We start from the raw sequence: 15865 nt of genomic DNA on the forward strand, positions 1-15865 counted from the left end.
GCCAAGGCGCCCAAGGCGGCGGCCCCGGCGAAGGCCACACCCTCCTCCCAAGCTCCGGCGGCGGGCGGCGCCACGGTCGACATCGTGGTCCCTGCCCTCGGCGAAAGCGTGACCTCGGCGACCGTCTCCCGCTGGCTCAAGAAGATCGGCGACACCGTCGCGGCGGACGAGCCGCTGCTCGAACTCGAGACGGATAAGGTGTCGGTGGAAGTGCCCGCGCCGACGGCCGGCACCCTCGCCGCCCAGGCCGTCGCCGATGGCAGCGAAGTCGAAGTCGGCGCCGTGCTGGGTACGATCGCGACGGGTGCTGGCGCTGCCGCCCCAGCGCCGCACTCTGCCGCCAAGCCCGCGGCCGGCGTGAACCCGCCGCCGCCGGCGCCCGGCCCCGTGCCGCGCCCGGCCGCCGCGGCCGCTTTCCCCGCAGCCCAGAAGCGCATGACGGAAGCCGGCGTCTCGGCCTCCGACATCGGCGCGGGCTCCGGCAAGGACGGCCGCATCACCAAGGGCGACGTGCTCGATTTCCTATCCAAGCCGCAGCCGGTCGCCGCCAAGCCGGCCCCGGCGCCCAAGGCCGCCCGCCAGGATGAGCCGCGCGACGAGCGCGTGAAGATGACCCGCCTGCGCAAGACGGTCGCGAACCGCCTGAAGGAAGCGCAGAACACGGCGGCGATGCTGACCACCTTCAACGAGGTGGACATGTCGGCAGCGATGCAGCTGCGCGCCCAGTACAAGGACGCTTTCGAGAAGAAGCACGGCGGCGTGCGCCTGGGCTTCATGTCCTTCTTCGTGCGCGCCTGCGTCTCGGCTCTCAAGGAGTTCCCGGCCGTCAATGCCGAGATCGACGGCGAGGACATCGTCTACAAGAACTACGTGCACATGGGCATCGCCGTCGGCGGCCCGAACGGCCTCGTGGTGCCGGTGCTGCGTGACGCCGACCAGATGGGCTTCGCCGAGATCGAAGGCGCCATCTCCAACTTCGGCAAGCGCGCGCGTGATGGGCAGCTCAAGCTCGAAGAGCTGACCGGCGGCACCTTCAGCATCACCAATGGCGGCGTCTATGGCTCGCTGATGTCGACGCCGATCATCAACCCGCCGCAGTCCGCCATTCTCGGCATGCACAAGATCCAGGAGCGCCCGGTCGCCATCGGCGGCAAGGTGGAGATCCGGCCGATGATGTATCTGGCGCTGACCTATGACCACCGCATCATCGACGGCAAGGAGGCGGTCTCCTTCCTGGTGCGCGTCAAGGAAGCGATCGAAGACCCCCGCCGCCTGCTGCTCGGGCTTTAATCAACCGATCGTCTGCTGGCGTGATCGCAGCAGACGTCAACGTCGTCATGGTCGGGTGGGGCCGTCTGCGGCTTGACCCGGCCATCCATCGTCGGGGCGCCGCAGCCTGTGGATGCCCGGCTCGAGGCTGGGCATGACGGAGTGGTGCGTGGAGAGAAAGAGATGAGCGAAGCTTTCGACCTGATCGTCATCGGCTCCGGCCCTGGCGGCTATGTTTGCGCCATCCGCGCCGCCCAGCTCGGGCTCAAGGTCGCCTGCGTCGAGAAGCGCGACACGCTGGGCGGTACCTGCCTCAACATCGGCTGCATCCCGTCCAAGGCGCTGCTGCAGTCCTCCGAGAACTTCCATGAGGCCGCCGAAAGCTTCAAGGAGCACGGCATCCTCATCGATAGCGTGAAGCTCGACCTCGCGCGCATGATGGCGCGCAAGCAGGAGGTGGTGAACGCCAATACCAAGGGCGTCGAATTCCTCTTCCGCAAAAACAAGGTCACCTGGCTGAAGGGCACCGGCAAGATCCTGGGCGCGGGCCGTGTTGCCGTGGACGACAAGGAATACGCGGCCAAGGCCATCGTGATTGCCACGGGCAGCGAGAGCACGCCCCTTCCGGGCGTGACTGTGGACGAGAGGCGCATTGTCACCTCGACCGGCGCGCTCGAACTCGAATCCGTACCGAAGCACCTCGTCGTCATCGGTGCCGGTGTCATCGGCCTCGAACTCGGCAGTGTCTGGCACCGTCTCGGCGCCAAGGTGACGGTCATCGAATTCCTCGACCGCATCGTGCCGACGCTCGACGCCGACGTGGCCCGTGATTTCCAGCGCATCCTCGAAAAGCAGGGCTTCGCCTTCAAGCTCGGTGCCAAGGTGACCACGGCCGAGGCCGGCAAGAAGGGTGTGACCCTGACGGTGGAACCCGCGCAGGGCGGCGCCGCCGAGACGGTGGAGGCCGACGTCGTGCTGCTCGCGATCGGCCGGCGCGTCTATGTCGATGGTCTCGGCCTCGCCGAGGCCGGTGTCGCGCTGGATGAACGCGGTCGCGTCGCGACCGACGCGCATTATGCGACGAACGTGCCGGGCATCTACGCGATCGGTGACGTGCGGGTGGGCCCGATGCTCGCGCACAAGGCGGAGGACGAAGGCATGGCCGTTGCCGAGATCCTGGCCGGCCAGGCGGGGCACGTGAACTACAATGCCATCCCCTCCGTCATCTACACATGGCCGGAAGTGGCGACCGTGGGCGCGGGCGAAGCCGAGCTGAAGGCGGCGGGCGTGGACTACCGGATCGGCAAGTTCCCCTTCTCCGCCAACGGCCGCGCGCGCGCCATTGGCATGACGGACGGCTATGTCAAGCTGATCGCGGAAAAGACGACGGACCGGCTGCTCGGATGCCAGATCATCGGCGCGGATGCAGGCGGTTTGATCGCGGAAGTGACGACGGCGATCGAATTCGGTGCTTCGGCGGAGGATGTGGCCCGGACCTGCCACGCGCATCCGACCTTGAGCGAAGCCGTGCGCGAAGCGGCGCTCGCGCTCGAAGACGGCGCCATCCATATGTGACAAAGGGCGCGGCCCCGCACCACGGGGCCGCGCTGCCCTTGAACCGCAGCCGCCGTCAGACGGCGGCGCGCATCCGGCGCCGCTTCTGCGCCGCGAACATGACCTGCCCCGTGGGGGCAATGCCCACGCCCGTGGGCGCCGGCTGCAGATCAGGGTCCAGCTTCATGAGCTCGGTGAGCGCGCGACGCCCGGCTTCCCGCGCCGGATAATCCGCCCCTACCTTCAGCGCCGCTTGAAGAACGGCTGCCAATTCCTTCTTTCGATTAAGTAACGACGTTTCGAGGTCGCCGGGCGGCAGTTCGATCGCCGCCATGTGTGCCTTATCTCTCGAAATGCGCATGGAGGTCCTCCTTTCACATCCGATGTAACACCTAGAAACAGATGGTGACGGTATAACGCCATTCTCAGGGAGGCATGGGAAGAGTGCAGACCAGTTCTCGTATTTGTGAATGGATGCGCCGTTCGCTCTCGGGGTTGACGGGGTGTCGGCAGCCCACCGCCCTCTTGGACTTCCGCCCTCGCTCCCCATTTGCCGCGGCAAAACCCGGCGCCGCCACGGAGGCTCCTGCGTGACCTTCCCTCGCCTTCTCGCCGCGGCCTGCCTGGTGTTCAGTCTGTCGGGCTGTCTGCATTACGACGCGCCACCCGATACGGCGCAGCTGCCCCAAGGCGCCTTCGGCACCAATGGCGATCAGGACGTGGCGGCGCTCGATGCCGCCGCCCTCGGCTTTGCCCACGCCATCACCGGAAACCCGGCCAAAGCCGCCTATTCCATCGCCGCACTCGATTATCTCGGCGGAGAGCTCAATAGCAATCCGCGCTGGATCGACATGGACCCCCTCGTCCGCCTGCAAATGCTGGACTGGCGGAAGAAGATGCGCACCGAGATCGGCATCAACCCTACCGCCTCCTCTCAAGCCGTGGTCGATACGATGCTGGGCCTTGCGGCGGCCTATCGGGCGGGCGACCAGCCTGCGGTCACGCGCCTGCTCGCCAGTCCGATCTTCACCGTCCCGCCCGGGGCCGTGGCCGCGCGGCTGGACGACATTCCTTATGCGGCCAATCTCAACGCCACCACGATGAGCGCGGACAACGCCATCATGGCGCCGAACTTCGGGCTGTGAGCCGCCCCCGGGCTTGTGACCGCAGGGCCAGGGCAGCTCCGCCTTTGTGACGGTTACGCCTGGTGAAACCGCCAGCCGGCGGCGCCAATTTCTGGAGCGCAACCCAAGGATGCTCCGTCATGCGCGCACGCGCCCCGGCCTTTGCCCTTCTCGCCGCAACATGCTTCGGATTGGCCGCACAGGCCGCGGAGACGCCCCACTCCCCGCAACTCAGCGGAGCGGATGCCGACTTCCTCCGCTATGCCGCCTATGACAATCAGGCCGAGATCGACCTCTGCCTGGTTGCGGAGAAGAAGGCGGCGAGCCCGGCCGTGCAGGCCTTTGCGCGGCTGATGGTGGATGACCACGTGCAAGTGGAAAGCGAACTGGCGGCGCTTGCCAATGCCGAGCAGTTCGAGACGCCGAACGGTATGGGACCAGACGGCCAGAAGACCTACGACACGCTCTCCCCCCTCGGCGGGCAGAGCTTCGACACGGCCTTCCTCAAAGATCAGGTCGAAGATCATGGGAAGGACATCAAGCGCTTCGGGGATGAAGCGGCGAACACGCATGATCCGGGCATCCGGCGGTTCGCGCAGCTCAACATCGCGATCCTCACCCAGCATCGCGATCTCGCCAAGGCGGTGCTCGCCGCCGACCAGTCCGGCGGACACTGACCGCCCTCAGGCGGTCGCAGCCTCGGGCAGCTTCATCCAGGCCGGCGGCTGCGGTCGGAGGCGGGCCTCGCCAGCGCTGAGAGGTGTGGCCCCGTCCAGCACCTCGAGCCGCAGGACGGCGAGGCCGCGTGCCCCTTGTGCCGAGCGCATGGTGCCGACATCCCGCCCCTCCGGCGTCAGCACCGGCGTGCCGGGCGGCGGGACCGCACCCTCGATCTCGACGGGGACGAGGCGGCGCTTGAGCAGGCCGCGGTAGCGGGTGCGTGCCGTCAGCTCCTGGCCCATGTAGCAGCCCTTGGTCCAGGAAATGCCGCCCAGCTCGTCGAACCCGGCTTCGAGCAGCACGGTCTTCTCGGTCTCCAAATCGCGGGAGCCATCTGGCAGACCGAGGGTGAGACGGTGCAGGTCCCACTCTTCCAGCGTTGCGGTCGCCGTCAACGGTTCCGTGGTGAGAAGGCGGAAACCGGCCTCCGGTAGGCGCGGATCGGGAATCAGAAGACCGTCGCCGATACTGGGCGCCGGGCCATCCCATGCCACCTGCACCTGTTCGGGCGAAGCCGCGAGCTGCGCCTTCGCCCGTAGACGGAAGCGGGACAGGCGGCGGATCAGATCCTCCCGCTGCTCCGCCTCCACGTCCAGCAGCAGCCGGTCGCCGTCCTGAACGATGAAGAACTCGGCGAGCCACTTGCCCTGTGGGGTCAGCAGCGCCGACCACAGGGCATGGCCGGGGGCAGCCAGCGTCACGTCCTGGCTCACCAGGCCCTGCAGGAAGGACACCCGGTCTTCGCCGGTCACGGCGATGACGGCGCGGTGGGGCAAAGTCGCGATCTTGGTCATTGCTTGCGTTCCCAGCCCTGTGGGCCCTGTTGCCAGTAGCTCAGCTGGTGGCCCGCGGCCTTCGCCGCCACCCACCGCTTGCGCGCGGCTGCCACCGCCTCACCGTCATTGCCGTCGAAGAGATCGAAGACACGCTCGTATTCGGCGAGGCGCGCACTGTCCTGCCCGTCGATGAGAAAGAGGAAGCGTGCGCGGTTCGGCGCCTCGTCCGCTTCCGTCAGCCAGATCGGCTGCCATTCCGCGTGGCCGGAGCCGGCATGGCCGTGCGGCAGCCAATCAGGATTCTGGCATTGCCAGAGGGCGCTATCGAGATGGGCGAGACGCTCGGCGCTGCCGCAGCGGATGACGGCACGTTGGCCGGCCGCGAGCGTGCGCCCGAGGAGAGGCGGCAGTGCCGCTTCCACCGCCGTGCGCGTCAGATGATAGAAGCCGATCTCCGCCATGGCTCCAGGCTCAAGGGTGATCCGGGTCTTCGTAGCGCGCGGCGACGAGCTGGTCGAGCAGCCGCACGCCGAAGGCGGTAGGCCCGGCGGGATAGCGGCCTTCGGCCTCCTCCCGCGCATCCACCGCGCCGATGTCGATATGTGCCCAAGGAGTCTCGCCCACGAAACGGCCGAGGAAGGCCGCAGCCAGCGACGCATCCGGCACCAGCGGCCCGGTCAGGCACTGCTTGATGTCGGCGATGTCGGAGACCAGCTGCTCGCGCTGCGCGGGCGTCACCGGCATGGGCCAGACCCGCTCGCCGACCGCGACGCCGGCGGCCGCGAGATGGGCGGCAAGCAGATCGTCATTGCCATAGACGCCGGCCATTTCATGGCCGAGGGCCACACCCACGGCATAGGTGAGGGTCGCGAGGTCGATCACGGCGCGGGGGCGGAAGCGGCTGACGGCATAGGAGAGCGCATCGGCCAGCACGAGCCGCCCCTCGGCGTCGGTATCGACGATCTCGACCGTGAGGCCGGCATGACCCTGGATGACGTCGCCGGGGCGGTAGGAGTCCGCTCCCACCATGTTCTCGGCCAGTGCCAGCACGGCAACGGCGGGCGCCGGGGAGTTGCGGCGCGCAAGCGCCAGGATGGCGCCGACGCAGGCGGCCGCCCCCGCCATGTCGCCCCGCATCTCCCACATCCGGTCAGCCGGCTTGATGGAGATGCCGCCCGTATCGAAGGTGATGCCCTTGCCGACGAAGCAGACCGGCGGCTCGGCGAGCCGGCCCGCCCAGCGCAGCACGGCGAGCTGTGGCGGGTTCACCGAGCCGCGTCCCACGGCCTGCAGCAGGCCGAAGCCTTGGGTGGCAAGCGCACGGCCCGAGAGGATTTCGACCGTGAGGCCCGCCGCTTCCAGCGTCTTGATCTGTGCCCCGAAGACCTTGGGGGTGAGCAGGTTCGAGGGTGTCGCGATCAGCCAGCGCGCGAAGCAAACCGCCTCCAACGCGGCCTCCGCCGCCCGGAAGCGGCGCCCGATCCGCTCCGGGTCATCGACCAGCAGGTCGAGGTGCAACGTCTCGCTCTGGCCCGGCTCAGACTCGCGGCGCCCCTGCCTGAGCTGCGGTGGCGCCCAGGCGCGCAGCGCGGCGCCGAGGGCCACCGGCACGCTGAGGCTGCGCGGCAAGCCGCGTCCGTCGATCGTGATGCGGGTCCGATCCCAGAGCGCGGCGGCCGCCGCGGCGCCCGCCTCCTCCGGTTGCGCGCCGTCTCCCAGGCCCAGCAGGAAAACGGGGCCACCCGTCTCGCCCAAGAGCGGCAGGGTCTGTCCCAGGGCCGCGGTGAAGCCGCCGGCGGCCGCCGCAGCCGCATGGTCGGCCGGTACGGCGCCCTGCATGACGGGCAGGACGCGCAGCGACTGGCCCGCCAGATCCGCGGCACCGATCAGCCGCAGGAGCGGCCGGATCTGCAAAGTCGGCATCATGTCAGCAATCCAGGCTGCGAAGCTCAGCCCTCATAATGGTCGCGCACGAGGCGATCGAGCAGGCGCACGCCGTAGGCGGTGGCCCCCTTGGGCGCACAGGCGGCATCCTTGCCGGACCAGACCATGCCGGCGATATCGAGATGGGCCCAGGGCTTGCCGTTGACGAAACGCTGCAGGAACTGGGCGGCGACGATGGCGCTGCCATAGCGCCCCGCGATGTTCTTCATGTCCGCGATCTCGGACTTGATCTGCCGGTCGTAGGCGTCCCCCAGCGGCATGCGCCACAGCTTCTCGCCCGTCGCGAGGCCGGCGGCGGTGAGCTTCTGGGACAGGGCATCGTCATTGCTGAAGAGGCCGCCATTCTCCTGGCCGAGGGAGACGATGATGGCGCCGGTGAGGGTCGCGAGGTTCACCATGAAGGCCGGGTCGAACTTCTCCTGCGCGTACCAGAGGAGATCGGCGAGGACGAGGCGGCCTTCGGCATCGGTGTTCAGCACCTCGATGGTCTGACCGGAATAGCTCGTTACCACGTCACCCGGGCGCTGCGCGGTGCCCGACGGCATGTTTTCGACCAGGCCGACGATGCCGATGGCATCGACCTTGGCCTTGCGTCCGGCGAGCGTCGCCATGGCGCCGACCACGGCCCCCGCACCCGCCATGTCCCACTTCATGTCCTCCATCCCGGAGGCGGGCTTGATGGAGATGCCGCCGGTGTCGAAGGTGACGCCCTTGCCGACGAAACAGACCGGCTTCTTAACGCGCCGTGCCCCGCCGCCGTTCCACTGCATGATGACGACGCGGGGTTCCTGCACGCTGCCTTGCGCGACGCCGAGCAGCGCGCCGAAGCCGAGCTTCGCGAGTTCCTTGGGGCCCATGACCTCGACCTTCACGCCGAGGGCCGTGAGCTTCTTGCACCGCTCCGCCATTTCCGCCGGGGTGAGGACGTTGGCAGGCTCGGTGACCAGATCGCGGGTGAGGAAGACGCCCTCCGCCGTCGCCTTCAGCGGGGCGAAGGCGGCGCGCGCCTTGGTGAGTTCCGCCGCCTGCACCGTAACCGAGGCGAGCTTCGGCTTGTCCTCGGTCTTTTCCTTGGTGCGGTAGCGGTCGAAGCGGTAGCTGCGCAGCACGGCGCCGAGTGCCAGATGCGCCGCGTCCTGGGGCCCGAGGCTCTCGGCGAGGAAGACCGCCTGAGGTTCGGGCGCGAGGGCTGCCGCCAGATGACCGCCGGCTTCTTCGAGCGTGAGGGTCGAAACCTCGGCGCGCTTGCCGATGCCTTGCACGACAACGCGGGTGAGACCGGCCGCCGGGGCGTAGAGCGTGACGCTGCGGCCTTTCTGGCCCTTGAAGCCTGCCACCTCCAGGGCGCGAGCGATCGCTCCCCCCGTCGCCTCGTTCAGGCCAGCCGCCGCGCCGGCCAGCTGCTCCTCCTCGGCCAGCAGCAGAGCGACGGCGCCGGCCTTGGGCACCACGGGCTTGGAGAAGGCGACATCGAGCATGGGCTGATCCTCAAGAACGTCAGGGACCGGCGGCGCCTCCGGCGGAGGGCGGCCGGCGATGGTCCGGCGCAACAGTAACAGCTGCCGCGCGCTTTGCCATGCCGGGCAGGCACGTCTATCACCAGCGAATGCCCCATCGCCCTTCCGACGAAGCCTTGATGCACACCGCCGCGGCGCTGGCGGAGGAGGCCGGCAGCCTGATCCTGCGAATCCGGGCGCGCGGCTTCGCGGTGAACCACAAGGCCGACCGCACGCTGGTGACGGACGCGGACGGCGCAGCGGAGATGCTGATCCTGGATGGCTTGCGGCGGCTCGATCCGGGGGTGCCGGTGGTCGCCGAGGAGGAAGCGGCGGCCGGCATCGCGCCCGATGGCGGGGCCGAGTTCTGGCTGGTGGACCCGCTGGACGGAACCCGGGATTTCGCCGCGGGGCTGGATGATTTCGCGGTCAACGTCGGCCTGGTGCGGCAGGGCAAGCCGGTGCTGGGTGCGGTCGGCGTGCCGGCGAAAGGCCAGGTCTTCTTCGGGCGCGTCGGTCACGGCGCCTTCCGGCGCGATTCCGACGGCACCGCCGCGATCGCCGCGCGCGAGCCGCCGGCAGAAGGGCTGACCCTGGTCGTCTCGCGGTTTCACGGGGATGCGCTGCCCGTCCTGCCCCGCGCACTCGCCGGCCGCCCGGTCGCCCAGATGATCCGCATGGGCTCGGCCGCGAAATTCTGCTGGGTGGCCGAAGGGCGCGCCGATTGCTACCCGCGCCGCGGCCGCACCATGGAATGGGACAGCGCCGCCCCACAGGCGGTGGTGGAGGCGGCCGGCGGCCGCGTGCTCAGCCAGGCGGAGGAGACACCGCTGCGCTACGGCAAGCCTGGCTGGGAAAATCCCGGCATCTTCTGTGTGGGACGCTGAACCGATGGTCGAGACCAAGACGCTTGCATCCGATGCCGCGGGGCTCGCGGAGGCGGCACGTCTGCTGCGCGGTGGCGCCCTCGTCGCCTTCCCGACCGAGACCGTCTACGGGCTTGGCGCCGATGCGACCTCGGAAGCGGCGGTCGCCGCGATCTATGCCGCCAAGGAGCGGCCGCGCTTCAACCCGCTCATCGCCCATTATGCCCGGGCCGAGGCGGCCTTCGCCGACGTGATGCCGACGCCGCTCGCCGAGCGGCTGGCGGAGCTTTTCTGGCCAGGCCCGCTCACCTTGGTTCTGCCACGCCGCCCCGGCTGCCGGGTTTCCCAGCTGGCCGGTGCCGGCCTCGATACGCAGGCCGTGCGCGTGCCGGCCCATCCCCTGGCGCAGCAGTTGCTCGCGGCGACGGGGCGCCCTGTCGCGGCGCCCTCGGCCAACCGCTCCGGCCGGGTGAGCCCCACGACCGCTGCCCATGTGCTAGACGGGCTTTCGGGCCGCATCGCCGCCGTGCTGGACGGAGGCCCCTCGGCGGTCGGCCTCGAATCGACGGTCGTGGATCTGTCCGGCCCAATGCCAGCCCTGCTGCGAAGCGGCGGGGTGACGCTAGAAGCGCTCCGCGCGCATGTGCCCGACCTTTTGGTGCCGGCGGCCGCGGACTCGGACGACGGCGCGCCGCGCTCTCCCGGCCAGATGCTCGCCCATTACGCGCCGCTGCTGCCGCTGCGGCTGGCCGCCACGGCGGTGCGCGCAGATGAGGCGCTGCTTGCCTTCGGCACACCGCTTTCCGGCGCCGCCCTCACCTTCAACCTCAGCCCTGGCGGGGATCTGGGTGAAGCGGCGGCACGGCTCTTCGCTGGCCTCCGGGTGCTGGATGCCGAAGGCCGGGCCCGTGGTCTCTCCGGCATCGCCGCCATGGCCGTGCCGGAGGAGGAGCTTGGTTGCGCCATCAACGACCGGCTGCGCCGCGCGGCTCACGGCGCAGGAAGTTGACCCTATGGGAAGCTCGGCCAATAAATCATTGTTCTATCTAGAGGGTGCCCGCATAATAGTGGCCATGACCGAAACGGACGGCGGATGATGGGCGACGGCGTGGTAACGGCCCCGGCGTCCGACAGGGATCGGGACGACGAGATCGCGAAGGTGGTCCGCGATAGCGGCCTCTTCGATCTCGCTTGGCACAGCGCGGCCTACAAGGTCGACCCGGCAACGGCGCTGGAAGCGTGGTGCCGCACCGGCTGGCGAGAGGGGCAGCGGCCGAATTTTTATTTCGATCCCGCCTGGTATCTCTCTTCTTATCGCGACGTGGCGGCAGGGGACATCAACCCGCTGATCCACTACCTCCATCACGGTGAACGTGAGGGGCGCCGCCCTTCCCTCCTGTTCGATCCGACCTGGTATCGAGAGACATACCATGTCGAGGATGGCGAACTCTGTCTCGCCCATTACTTGCGGGAACGGCTGACAGGCCGGGTCAATCCCAATCCCGATTTCGACAGCGATTACTATCTCACCCTTTACCCGGACATCGCGGCCGCCGGCGTTGATCCCTTTGCGCACTACATCGAGATCGGCTTCCGCGAGGATCGCAACCCTTCGCCCGATTTCGACACCGCCTTCTATCGCAGCCGCTACCTTCGCTATCAGCCGCACATAAACCCGCTCTTGGATTTCCAGGGCCGGCGCGGCGAGACGGGCATCTACCCGAAGCGGCCGCTGCGCGAAGCGACGCTGCCGGGCGAAATCGCGCGTTTCTCCCGCCCTGGCGAGGCCTTCGAGACCTTCGAGCCCCTGCCGCCGGGCACCACCCTGCGGGCCTGGGTGCTGGCCTATTACCTGCCGCAGTTCCATCCGATCCCGGAGAACGACGCCTGGTGGGGCCAGGGCTTTACGGAATGGACCAACCTTACCCGCGGCATGCCGCGCTTCGCGGGCCACTACCAGCCGCGCACGCCGCGTGACCTCGGGCATTACCGCCTCGACGATCCGGAAGCGATCCGCCGCCAGATCGCCATGGCCAAGGCAGCCGGGGTGCACGGCTTCGTCTTCTATTTCTATTGGTTCAACGGCCACCGGTTGCTGGAAAAGCCGCTGGAGATGCTGCTCGCCGATGCGAGCCTCGACATCCCCTTCTGCCTGATGTGGGCCAACGAGAACTGGACCCGGCGCTGGGACGGCCATGATGACGAGGTGCTGATCAGCCAGGACTACCGGCCGAGCGAGGATGAAGACCTCGTGCGCACCTTCGGCCGGCATTTCGCCGATCTACGCTACATCCGCCTGCAGGGGCGGCCCGTGCTGATGATCTACCGGCCGGGGCTGATCCCCTCCGCCCCCGAAACGATTGCGCGCTGGCGCGGCCTGTTCCGCTCGCTCTGCAACGAGGATCCGATCTTCGTCATGGGCCAAGGTTTCGATGCCACCGACCCGAGCGAATACGGCATGGACGGCGCGATCGAATTCCCGCCGCACAAGCTCACCGCGAGCCTGCCGAAGATCAACGACAGTCTCGACTGGCTGGACATGGAGTCCGAGCCCCACGTGATGAGCTATCAGGACACGGTGGCGGTCTCTCTCGCCGAGCCGACGCCGCCATATCCGCTGATCAAGACCGCCGTCCCTTCCTGGGACAATGACGCCCGGCGCGAGGGACGTGGCCTGGTGCTGCACGGCAGCACGCCGGCCGCCTTCGGCGAATGGGTTTCGGCGCTCGTCGCCCGGGCCGAACAGGCGCCCTTCTTCGGCCAGCCCATCCTCTGCATCAACGCCTGGAACGAATGGGCGGAGGGCGCCTATCTGGAGCCCGACCTGCATTACGGCAGTGCCTATCTCAATGCCCTCGGTCGCGCGGTGGCGGAGGACGGGGCCAGCGTGCGCGAGGGCCGTCTGCTCCTCGTCGGCCATGACGGGCATCGCCACGGCGCGCAGATCCTGCTTCTGTCCATCGCCCGCACGCTGCGGCGCCAGCACGGCCTCGCCATCGAATTCCTGCTGCTGAGCGGTGGGCCGATGGTGCCGGATTATCTCGAGGTAGCGCCGGTGACGGTGCTGCAGCGGCTGGGCGATCTGCCGGCGGAAGGCCGCAAACTTGCGGCCCGTGGCTTCTCCCGCGCGATCGTCAACACCCTCGCGGCGGGCGGCGCCTGCCCCATCCTGGACCATGCCGGCATCCGCACGACCTTGCTGGTGCATGAACTGCCGAGCCTGTTGCGCGAGAAGAACCTGACGCAGCTCGCCCGCCGCGGCATTTCGGCCGCGAGCCAAATCGTCTTTCCTGCGGAGAGCGTGCGGGATGGCGTTCTGGCGCATGTCGGCGCTCACACGGCCGACGTGCTCGCCCGCAGCCGAGTGCGGCCGCAGGGCGTCTACCATCCGCAGGAGCGTGACGCGAAGGCCGGACGCGCGCTGCGCCAGACCCTCGGGATTCCGGCCAAGGCCCCCTTCTTCCTCGGCATCGGCTATGCCGACATGCGCAAGGGCTTTGACCTCTTCCTGAAGGCGCTGGACCTGTCCCCGACCGCGCATTTCGCCTGGGCCGGGAACATGGACCATGAGATGGCGAGTTATCTCGGGCCCGACATCGAGGCCGCGAAGGCCACTGGCCGCTTCCATCTGCTCGGCTTCCGACGCGATCTCGGCACGCTGCTGTCGGCCGCGGATGCCTTGCTGCTGACCTCCCGCGAGGACCCCTTCCCCTCCACCGTGCTGGAGGCGATGAGCGCGGGCGTGCCCACCGTCGCCTTCGCGGGCTCGGGCGGCATTCCGGACCTGCTGATGGCGGAGGATGTGGGGCGTGTGGTGCCGCGCGGCGACGTTGCCGCCATGGTGGCCGCGGCCAGTGCGTTCGCCGCAGCCGCGGAGCCGGCGCGCCGGGCACGCCGCACACGCCTCTCCCGCCTGGCCGCGACCCGCTTCGCCTTCACCGCCTATACGCAGGATCTGATCGACCTCGCGGCGCCGGGCATGCTCGCCGTCTCCGTCGCCATTCCGAATTACAACTACGCGACGCATCTCCCGAGCCGCCTCGACAGCGTCTTCACCCAATGGCAGCCAGTGCGCGAAGCGCTGCTGCTGGACGATGCCTCGACGGATGCGAGTCTCGCGGTCGCCGAGACGACGGCGCAGGATGCGGGCCGCGCCCTCCGGATCATTCCGAATGCCGAAAATTCCGGATCACCCTTCCGCCAGTGGCGTCGGGCGGCCGAGGAGGCGACTGGCGAATTCCTCTGGATCGCCGAGGCCGACGACGAAAGCGACCCGCGCTTCCTGACGCGGCTGCGCGACCGGCTCGAAGCCGACCCCGATTGCGTCATGGCCTTCTCCGACAGTGCGGCGATGGATGCCGACGGAACGCTGCTGAGCGACAGCTACAAGACCTATTACGCGCGCTCGGCCCCGGGGCTGCTGGCGGCCGACGCCACCTTCTCCGGCCGGGATTTCCTGGCCAAGTGCCTGTCCGAACGCAACCTCATCCTCAACGTCAGCGCCGTCTTGTGGCGCCGCCAGGCGCTGCTCGACGCCTTCGCACGCCTCGGTGACCGACTCGACTCCTTCAAAGTCGCGGGGGATTGGTATCTCTACGCCGAAATCCTGAGTCAGCCGGCCGCGCGCATCGCCTATGTGGCCGAGCCGCTCAACCGTCACCGCCGCCATGGCGGCAGCGTGACGCATGGGCTCGGGGCACGCCGGCATGTCGACGAAATTGCCGAGGTACAGCGTTTCGTCGCGCAAATCCTGGGCGACGACCGGCGCCTGAAGCGCCGCCAGGCGCTCTACCTCTCCGAGGTGACGACGCAGTTCGGCCTGCACTAGGCTAATCCCGAACAGTTTCGACCGGGCGGCGCCCCCGCCGCGTGTTATCACTGGACAAAGGCGCCATGCCGCATGATGCTGCTGCATGGCCGGCGCAGACCGGCTCGTCCAGCAAGAACGCCTGCACAACGTCCACAGGCTACCGGCTCACCAGGAAACGTGCCCGCCAGAGGCACCGGGAGGATTGGTTCGATGACACATCCAGCGACCAGACGCGCATTGCTGCAAACGGCGGGCTTCGGCCTCGCTGCCCTGCCGCTGATGGTTGCGCGACCAGGCTTCGCCGCCGAGGGCAAGAAGTTCAAGATCGCGCTCTCCAATTCCTATATCGGCAACAAATGGCGCCTGGAGATGGAGAACGTCTTCAAGTCCGCGCTCGCCATGGAGCCGTTCAAGAGCCAGGTCATCGGCTCGATCTACAATTCCGGCAACGATGTGTCGAAGCAGTCCCAGCAGCTCTCGAACATGATTGCGGAGCGCGTGGATGCCATCGTCATCGACGCCGCCTCCCCCACCGCGCTCAACGGCATCATCCATCAGGCGACCTCGCGCGGCATCCTGGTCGTGAGCTTCGACAGCGGCGTCACCGCGCCCTCCGCCATCAAGGTCAACATCAGCCAGTACGACCTCGGCAAGGGCTGGGCCGAATGGATCGTCAAGCAGATCGGTGGCAAGGGCAACGTCATCATGGTGACCGGCGTCGCCGGCACGCAGGTCGATCTCGACCGTAACAAAGGTGCCGACTCGGTCTGGGCGCAGAACCCCGGCATCAAGGTCGTCAACCGTTTCACCGGCATGTGGGATTCCTCGACCGCGGAGCGCAACACCGCAGCGGTGCTGCCCTCCCTGCCGCAGATCGACGCGATCTGGTGCCAGGGTGGAACGGACGGCGTGCTCAAGGCCTTCATCGCCGCCAACCGGCCGCTGCCGCCGACCGCAGGCGAGGCCGAAAACGGCTTCCGCAAGATGATGCTCGGCATCGGCGGCCATAAGGTCGTCGGCTACTCCGCCGGCTCTCCGCCCTATCTTTCGCTGATGGCGCTGGAACTCGCGCGGCGCATCCTCGAAGGCAGCTATCCGAAGAAGAACATCGACGTGCCGAACGTCTTCGTCACCAACGCGGACCTCAAGCTCGGCGTCAACGTCTTCGAAGACCAGCCGGATAGCTTCTTCGATGACTTCACAGCCGGCAGCGGTCCGGACTCGCCGGTCGACATCTGCGCCGCCGCCGCGGTGAGCGGCGCCACCTGCCCCAATGGGCTGCGCATCACCCTGCCGAAAGCCTGAT

Annotated in this window: 13 protein-coding genes; 8 read left to right on the top strand and 5 right to left on the bottom strand. The window is 68.3% G+C overall.

All coding sequences use genetic code 11. From position 1 onward, the window contains the following. Positions 1–81: 81 nt before the first annotated feature. Both odhB and lpdA read left to right on the top strand, forming a co-directional pair. Entirely contained in the window at positions 82–1290 is a 1209-nt protein-coding gene (gene odhB / locus ACYQ6W_RS01620) for a 2-oxoglutarate dehydrogenase complex dihydrolipoyllysine-residue succinyltransferase (RefSeq protein ID WP_459673433.1), read from the top strand. Between the two features lie 162 nt (positions 1291–1452). After that, the gene (gene lpdA / locus ACYQ6W_RS01625) at positions 1453–2844 is read left to right on the top strand and encodes a dihydrolipoyl dehydrogenase (protein WP_459673138.1); all 1392 of its coding nucleotides are present in this window, start codon (positions 1453–1455) and stop codon (positions 2842–2844) included. 55 nt (positions 2845–2899) lie between these two features. Here the strand turns inward: lpdA and ACYQ6W_RS01630 are convergent, their stop codons facing one another. Beyond that, the gene (locus ACYQ6W_RS01630) at positions 2900–3157 is read right to left on the bottom strand and encodes a hypothetical protein (protein ID WP_459673141.1); all 258 of its coding nucleotides are present in this window, start codon (positions 3155–3157) and stop codon (positions 2900–2902) included. A 256-nt stretch (positions 3158–3413) separates the two neighbouring features. On the opposite strand from ACYQ6W_RS01630, the gene ACYQ6W_RS01635 reads away from it, so the two are divergent. Both ACYQ6W_RS01635 and ACYQ6W_RS01640 read left to right on the top strand, forming a co-directional pair. Next, positions 3414–3968, top strand: coding sequence for a hypothetical protein (locus ACYQ6W_RS01635; protein WP_459673142.1), 555 nt, complete (start codon positions 3414–3416; stop codon positions 3966–3968). 119 nt (positions 3969–4087) lie between these two features. Beyond that, positions 4088–4624 carry a DUF4142 domain-containing protein gene (locus ACYQ6W_RS01640; protein WP_459673143.1) on the top strand — a complete coding sequence of 179 codons (537 nt, stop codon included), beginning with the start codon at positions 4088–4090 and terminating at the stop codon, positions 4622–4624. A gap of 6 nt (positions 4625–4630) precedes the next feature. Here ACYQ6W_RS01640 and ygfZ read toward each other — a convergent pair whose 3' ends face one another. From ygfZ to ACYQ6W_RS01660, 4 genes are read right to left on the bottom strand one after another with little or no spacing between them, the layout of a single operon-like run. Beyond that, on the bottom strand, positions 4631–5461 hold the full coding sequence (ygfZ, locus tag ACYQ6W_RS01645) for a CAF17-like 4Fe-4S cluster assembly/insertion protein YgfZ (RefSeq protein ID WP_459673145.1): 831 nt from the start codon (positions 5459–5461) through the stop codon (positions 4631–4633). Further along, positions 5458–5904 (bottom strand): DNA polymerase III subunit chi, encoded by a 447-nt coding sequence (locus ACYQ6W_RS01650; protein WP_459673147.1) that lies wholly within the window; start codon positions 5902–5904, stop codon positions 5458–5460. Before ACYQ6W_RS01650 ends, ygfZ begins: the two co-directional genes overlap by 4 nt. Positions 5905–5914: 10 nt before the next feature. Beyond that, a complete protein-coding gene (locus ACYQ6W_RS01655; RefSeq protein ID WP_459673150.1) occupies positions 5915–7369 on the bottom strand; it encodes a leucyl aminopeptidase family protein in 1455 nt (484 codons plus the stop codon). A gap of 23 nt (positions 7370–7392) precedes the next feature. Beyond that, a complete protein-coding gene (locus ACYQ6W_RS01660) occupies positions 7393–8865 on the bottom strand; it encodes a leucyl aminopeptidase (RefSeq protein WP_459673152.1) in 1473 nt (490 codons plus the stop codon). A gap of 158 nt (positions 8866–9023) precedes the next feature. Here ACYQ6W_RS01660 and ACYQ6W_RS01665 point away from each other — a divergent pair, with 158 nt between their 5' ends. The 4 genes from ACYQ6W_RS01665 to ACYQ6W_RS01680 all read left to right on the top strand — a co-directional run bounded on the left by ACYQ6W_RS01665 (position 9024) and on the right by ACYQ6W_RS01680 (position 15864). Beyond that, a complete protein-coding gene (locus tag ACYQ6W_RS01665; protein WP_459673153.1) occupies positions 9024–9770 on the top strand; it encodes a 3'(2'),5'-bisphosphate nucleotidase CysQ family protein in 747 nt (248 codons plus the stop codon). Positions 9771–9774: 4 nt separating this feature from the next. Then, positions 9775–10758, top strand: a complete 984-nt coding sequence (locus ACYQ6W_RS01670; RefSeq protein WP_459673156.1) for an L-threonylcarbamoyladenylate synthase — start codon at positions 9775–9777, stop codon at positions 10756–10758. 84 nt (positions 10759–10842) lie between these two features. Continuing rightward, positions 10843–14577 carry a glycoside hydrolase family 99-like domain-containing protein gene (locus ACYQ6W_RS01675; protein ID WP_459673158.1) on the top strand — a complete coding sequence of 1245 codons (3735 nt, stop codon included), beginning with the start codon at positions 10843–10845 and terminating at the stop codon, positions 14575–14577. Between the two features lie 192 nt (positions 14578–14769). Further along, complete coding sequence (locus ACYQ6W_RS01680) at positions 14770–15864, top strand: sugar ABC transporter substrate-binding protein (RefSeq protein WP_459673159.1); 1095 nt, start codon at positions 14770–14772, stop codon at positions 15862–15864. Position 15865: the final 1 nt, after the last annotated feature.

It is taken from the genome of Acidisoma sp. 7E03, assembly GCF_054665075.1.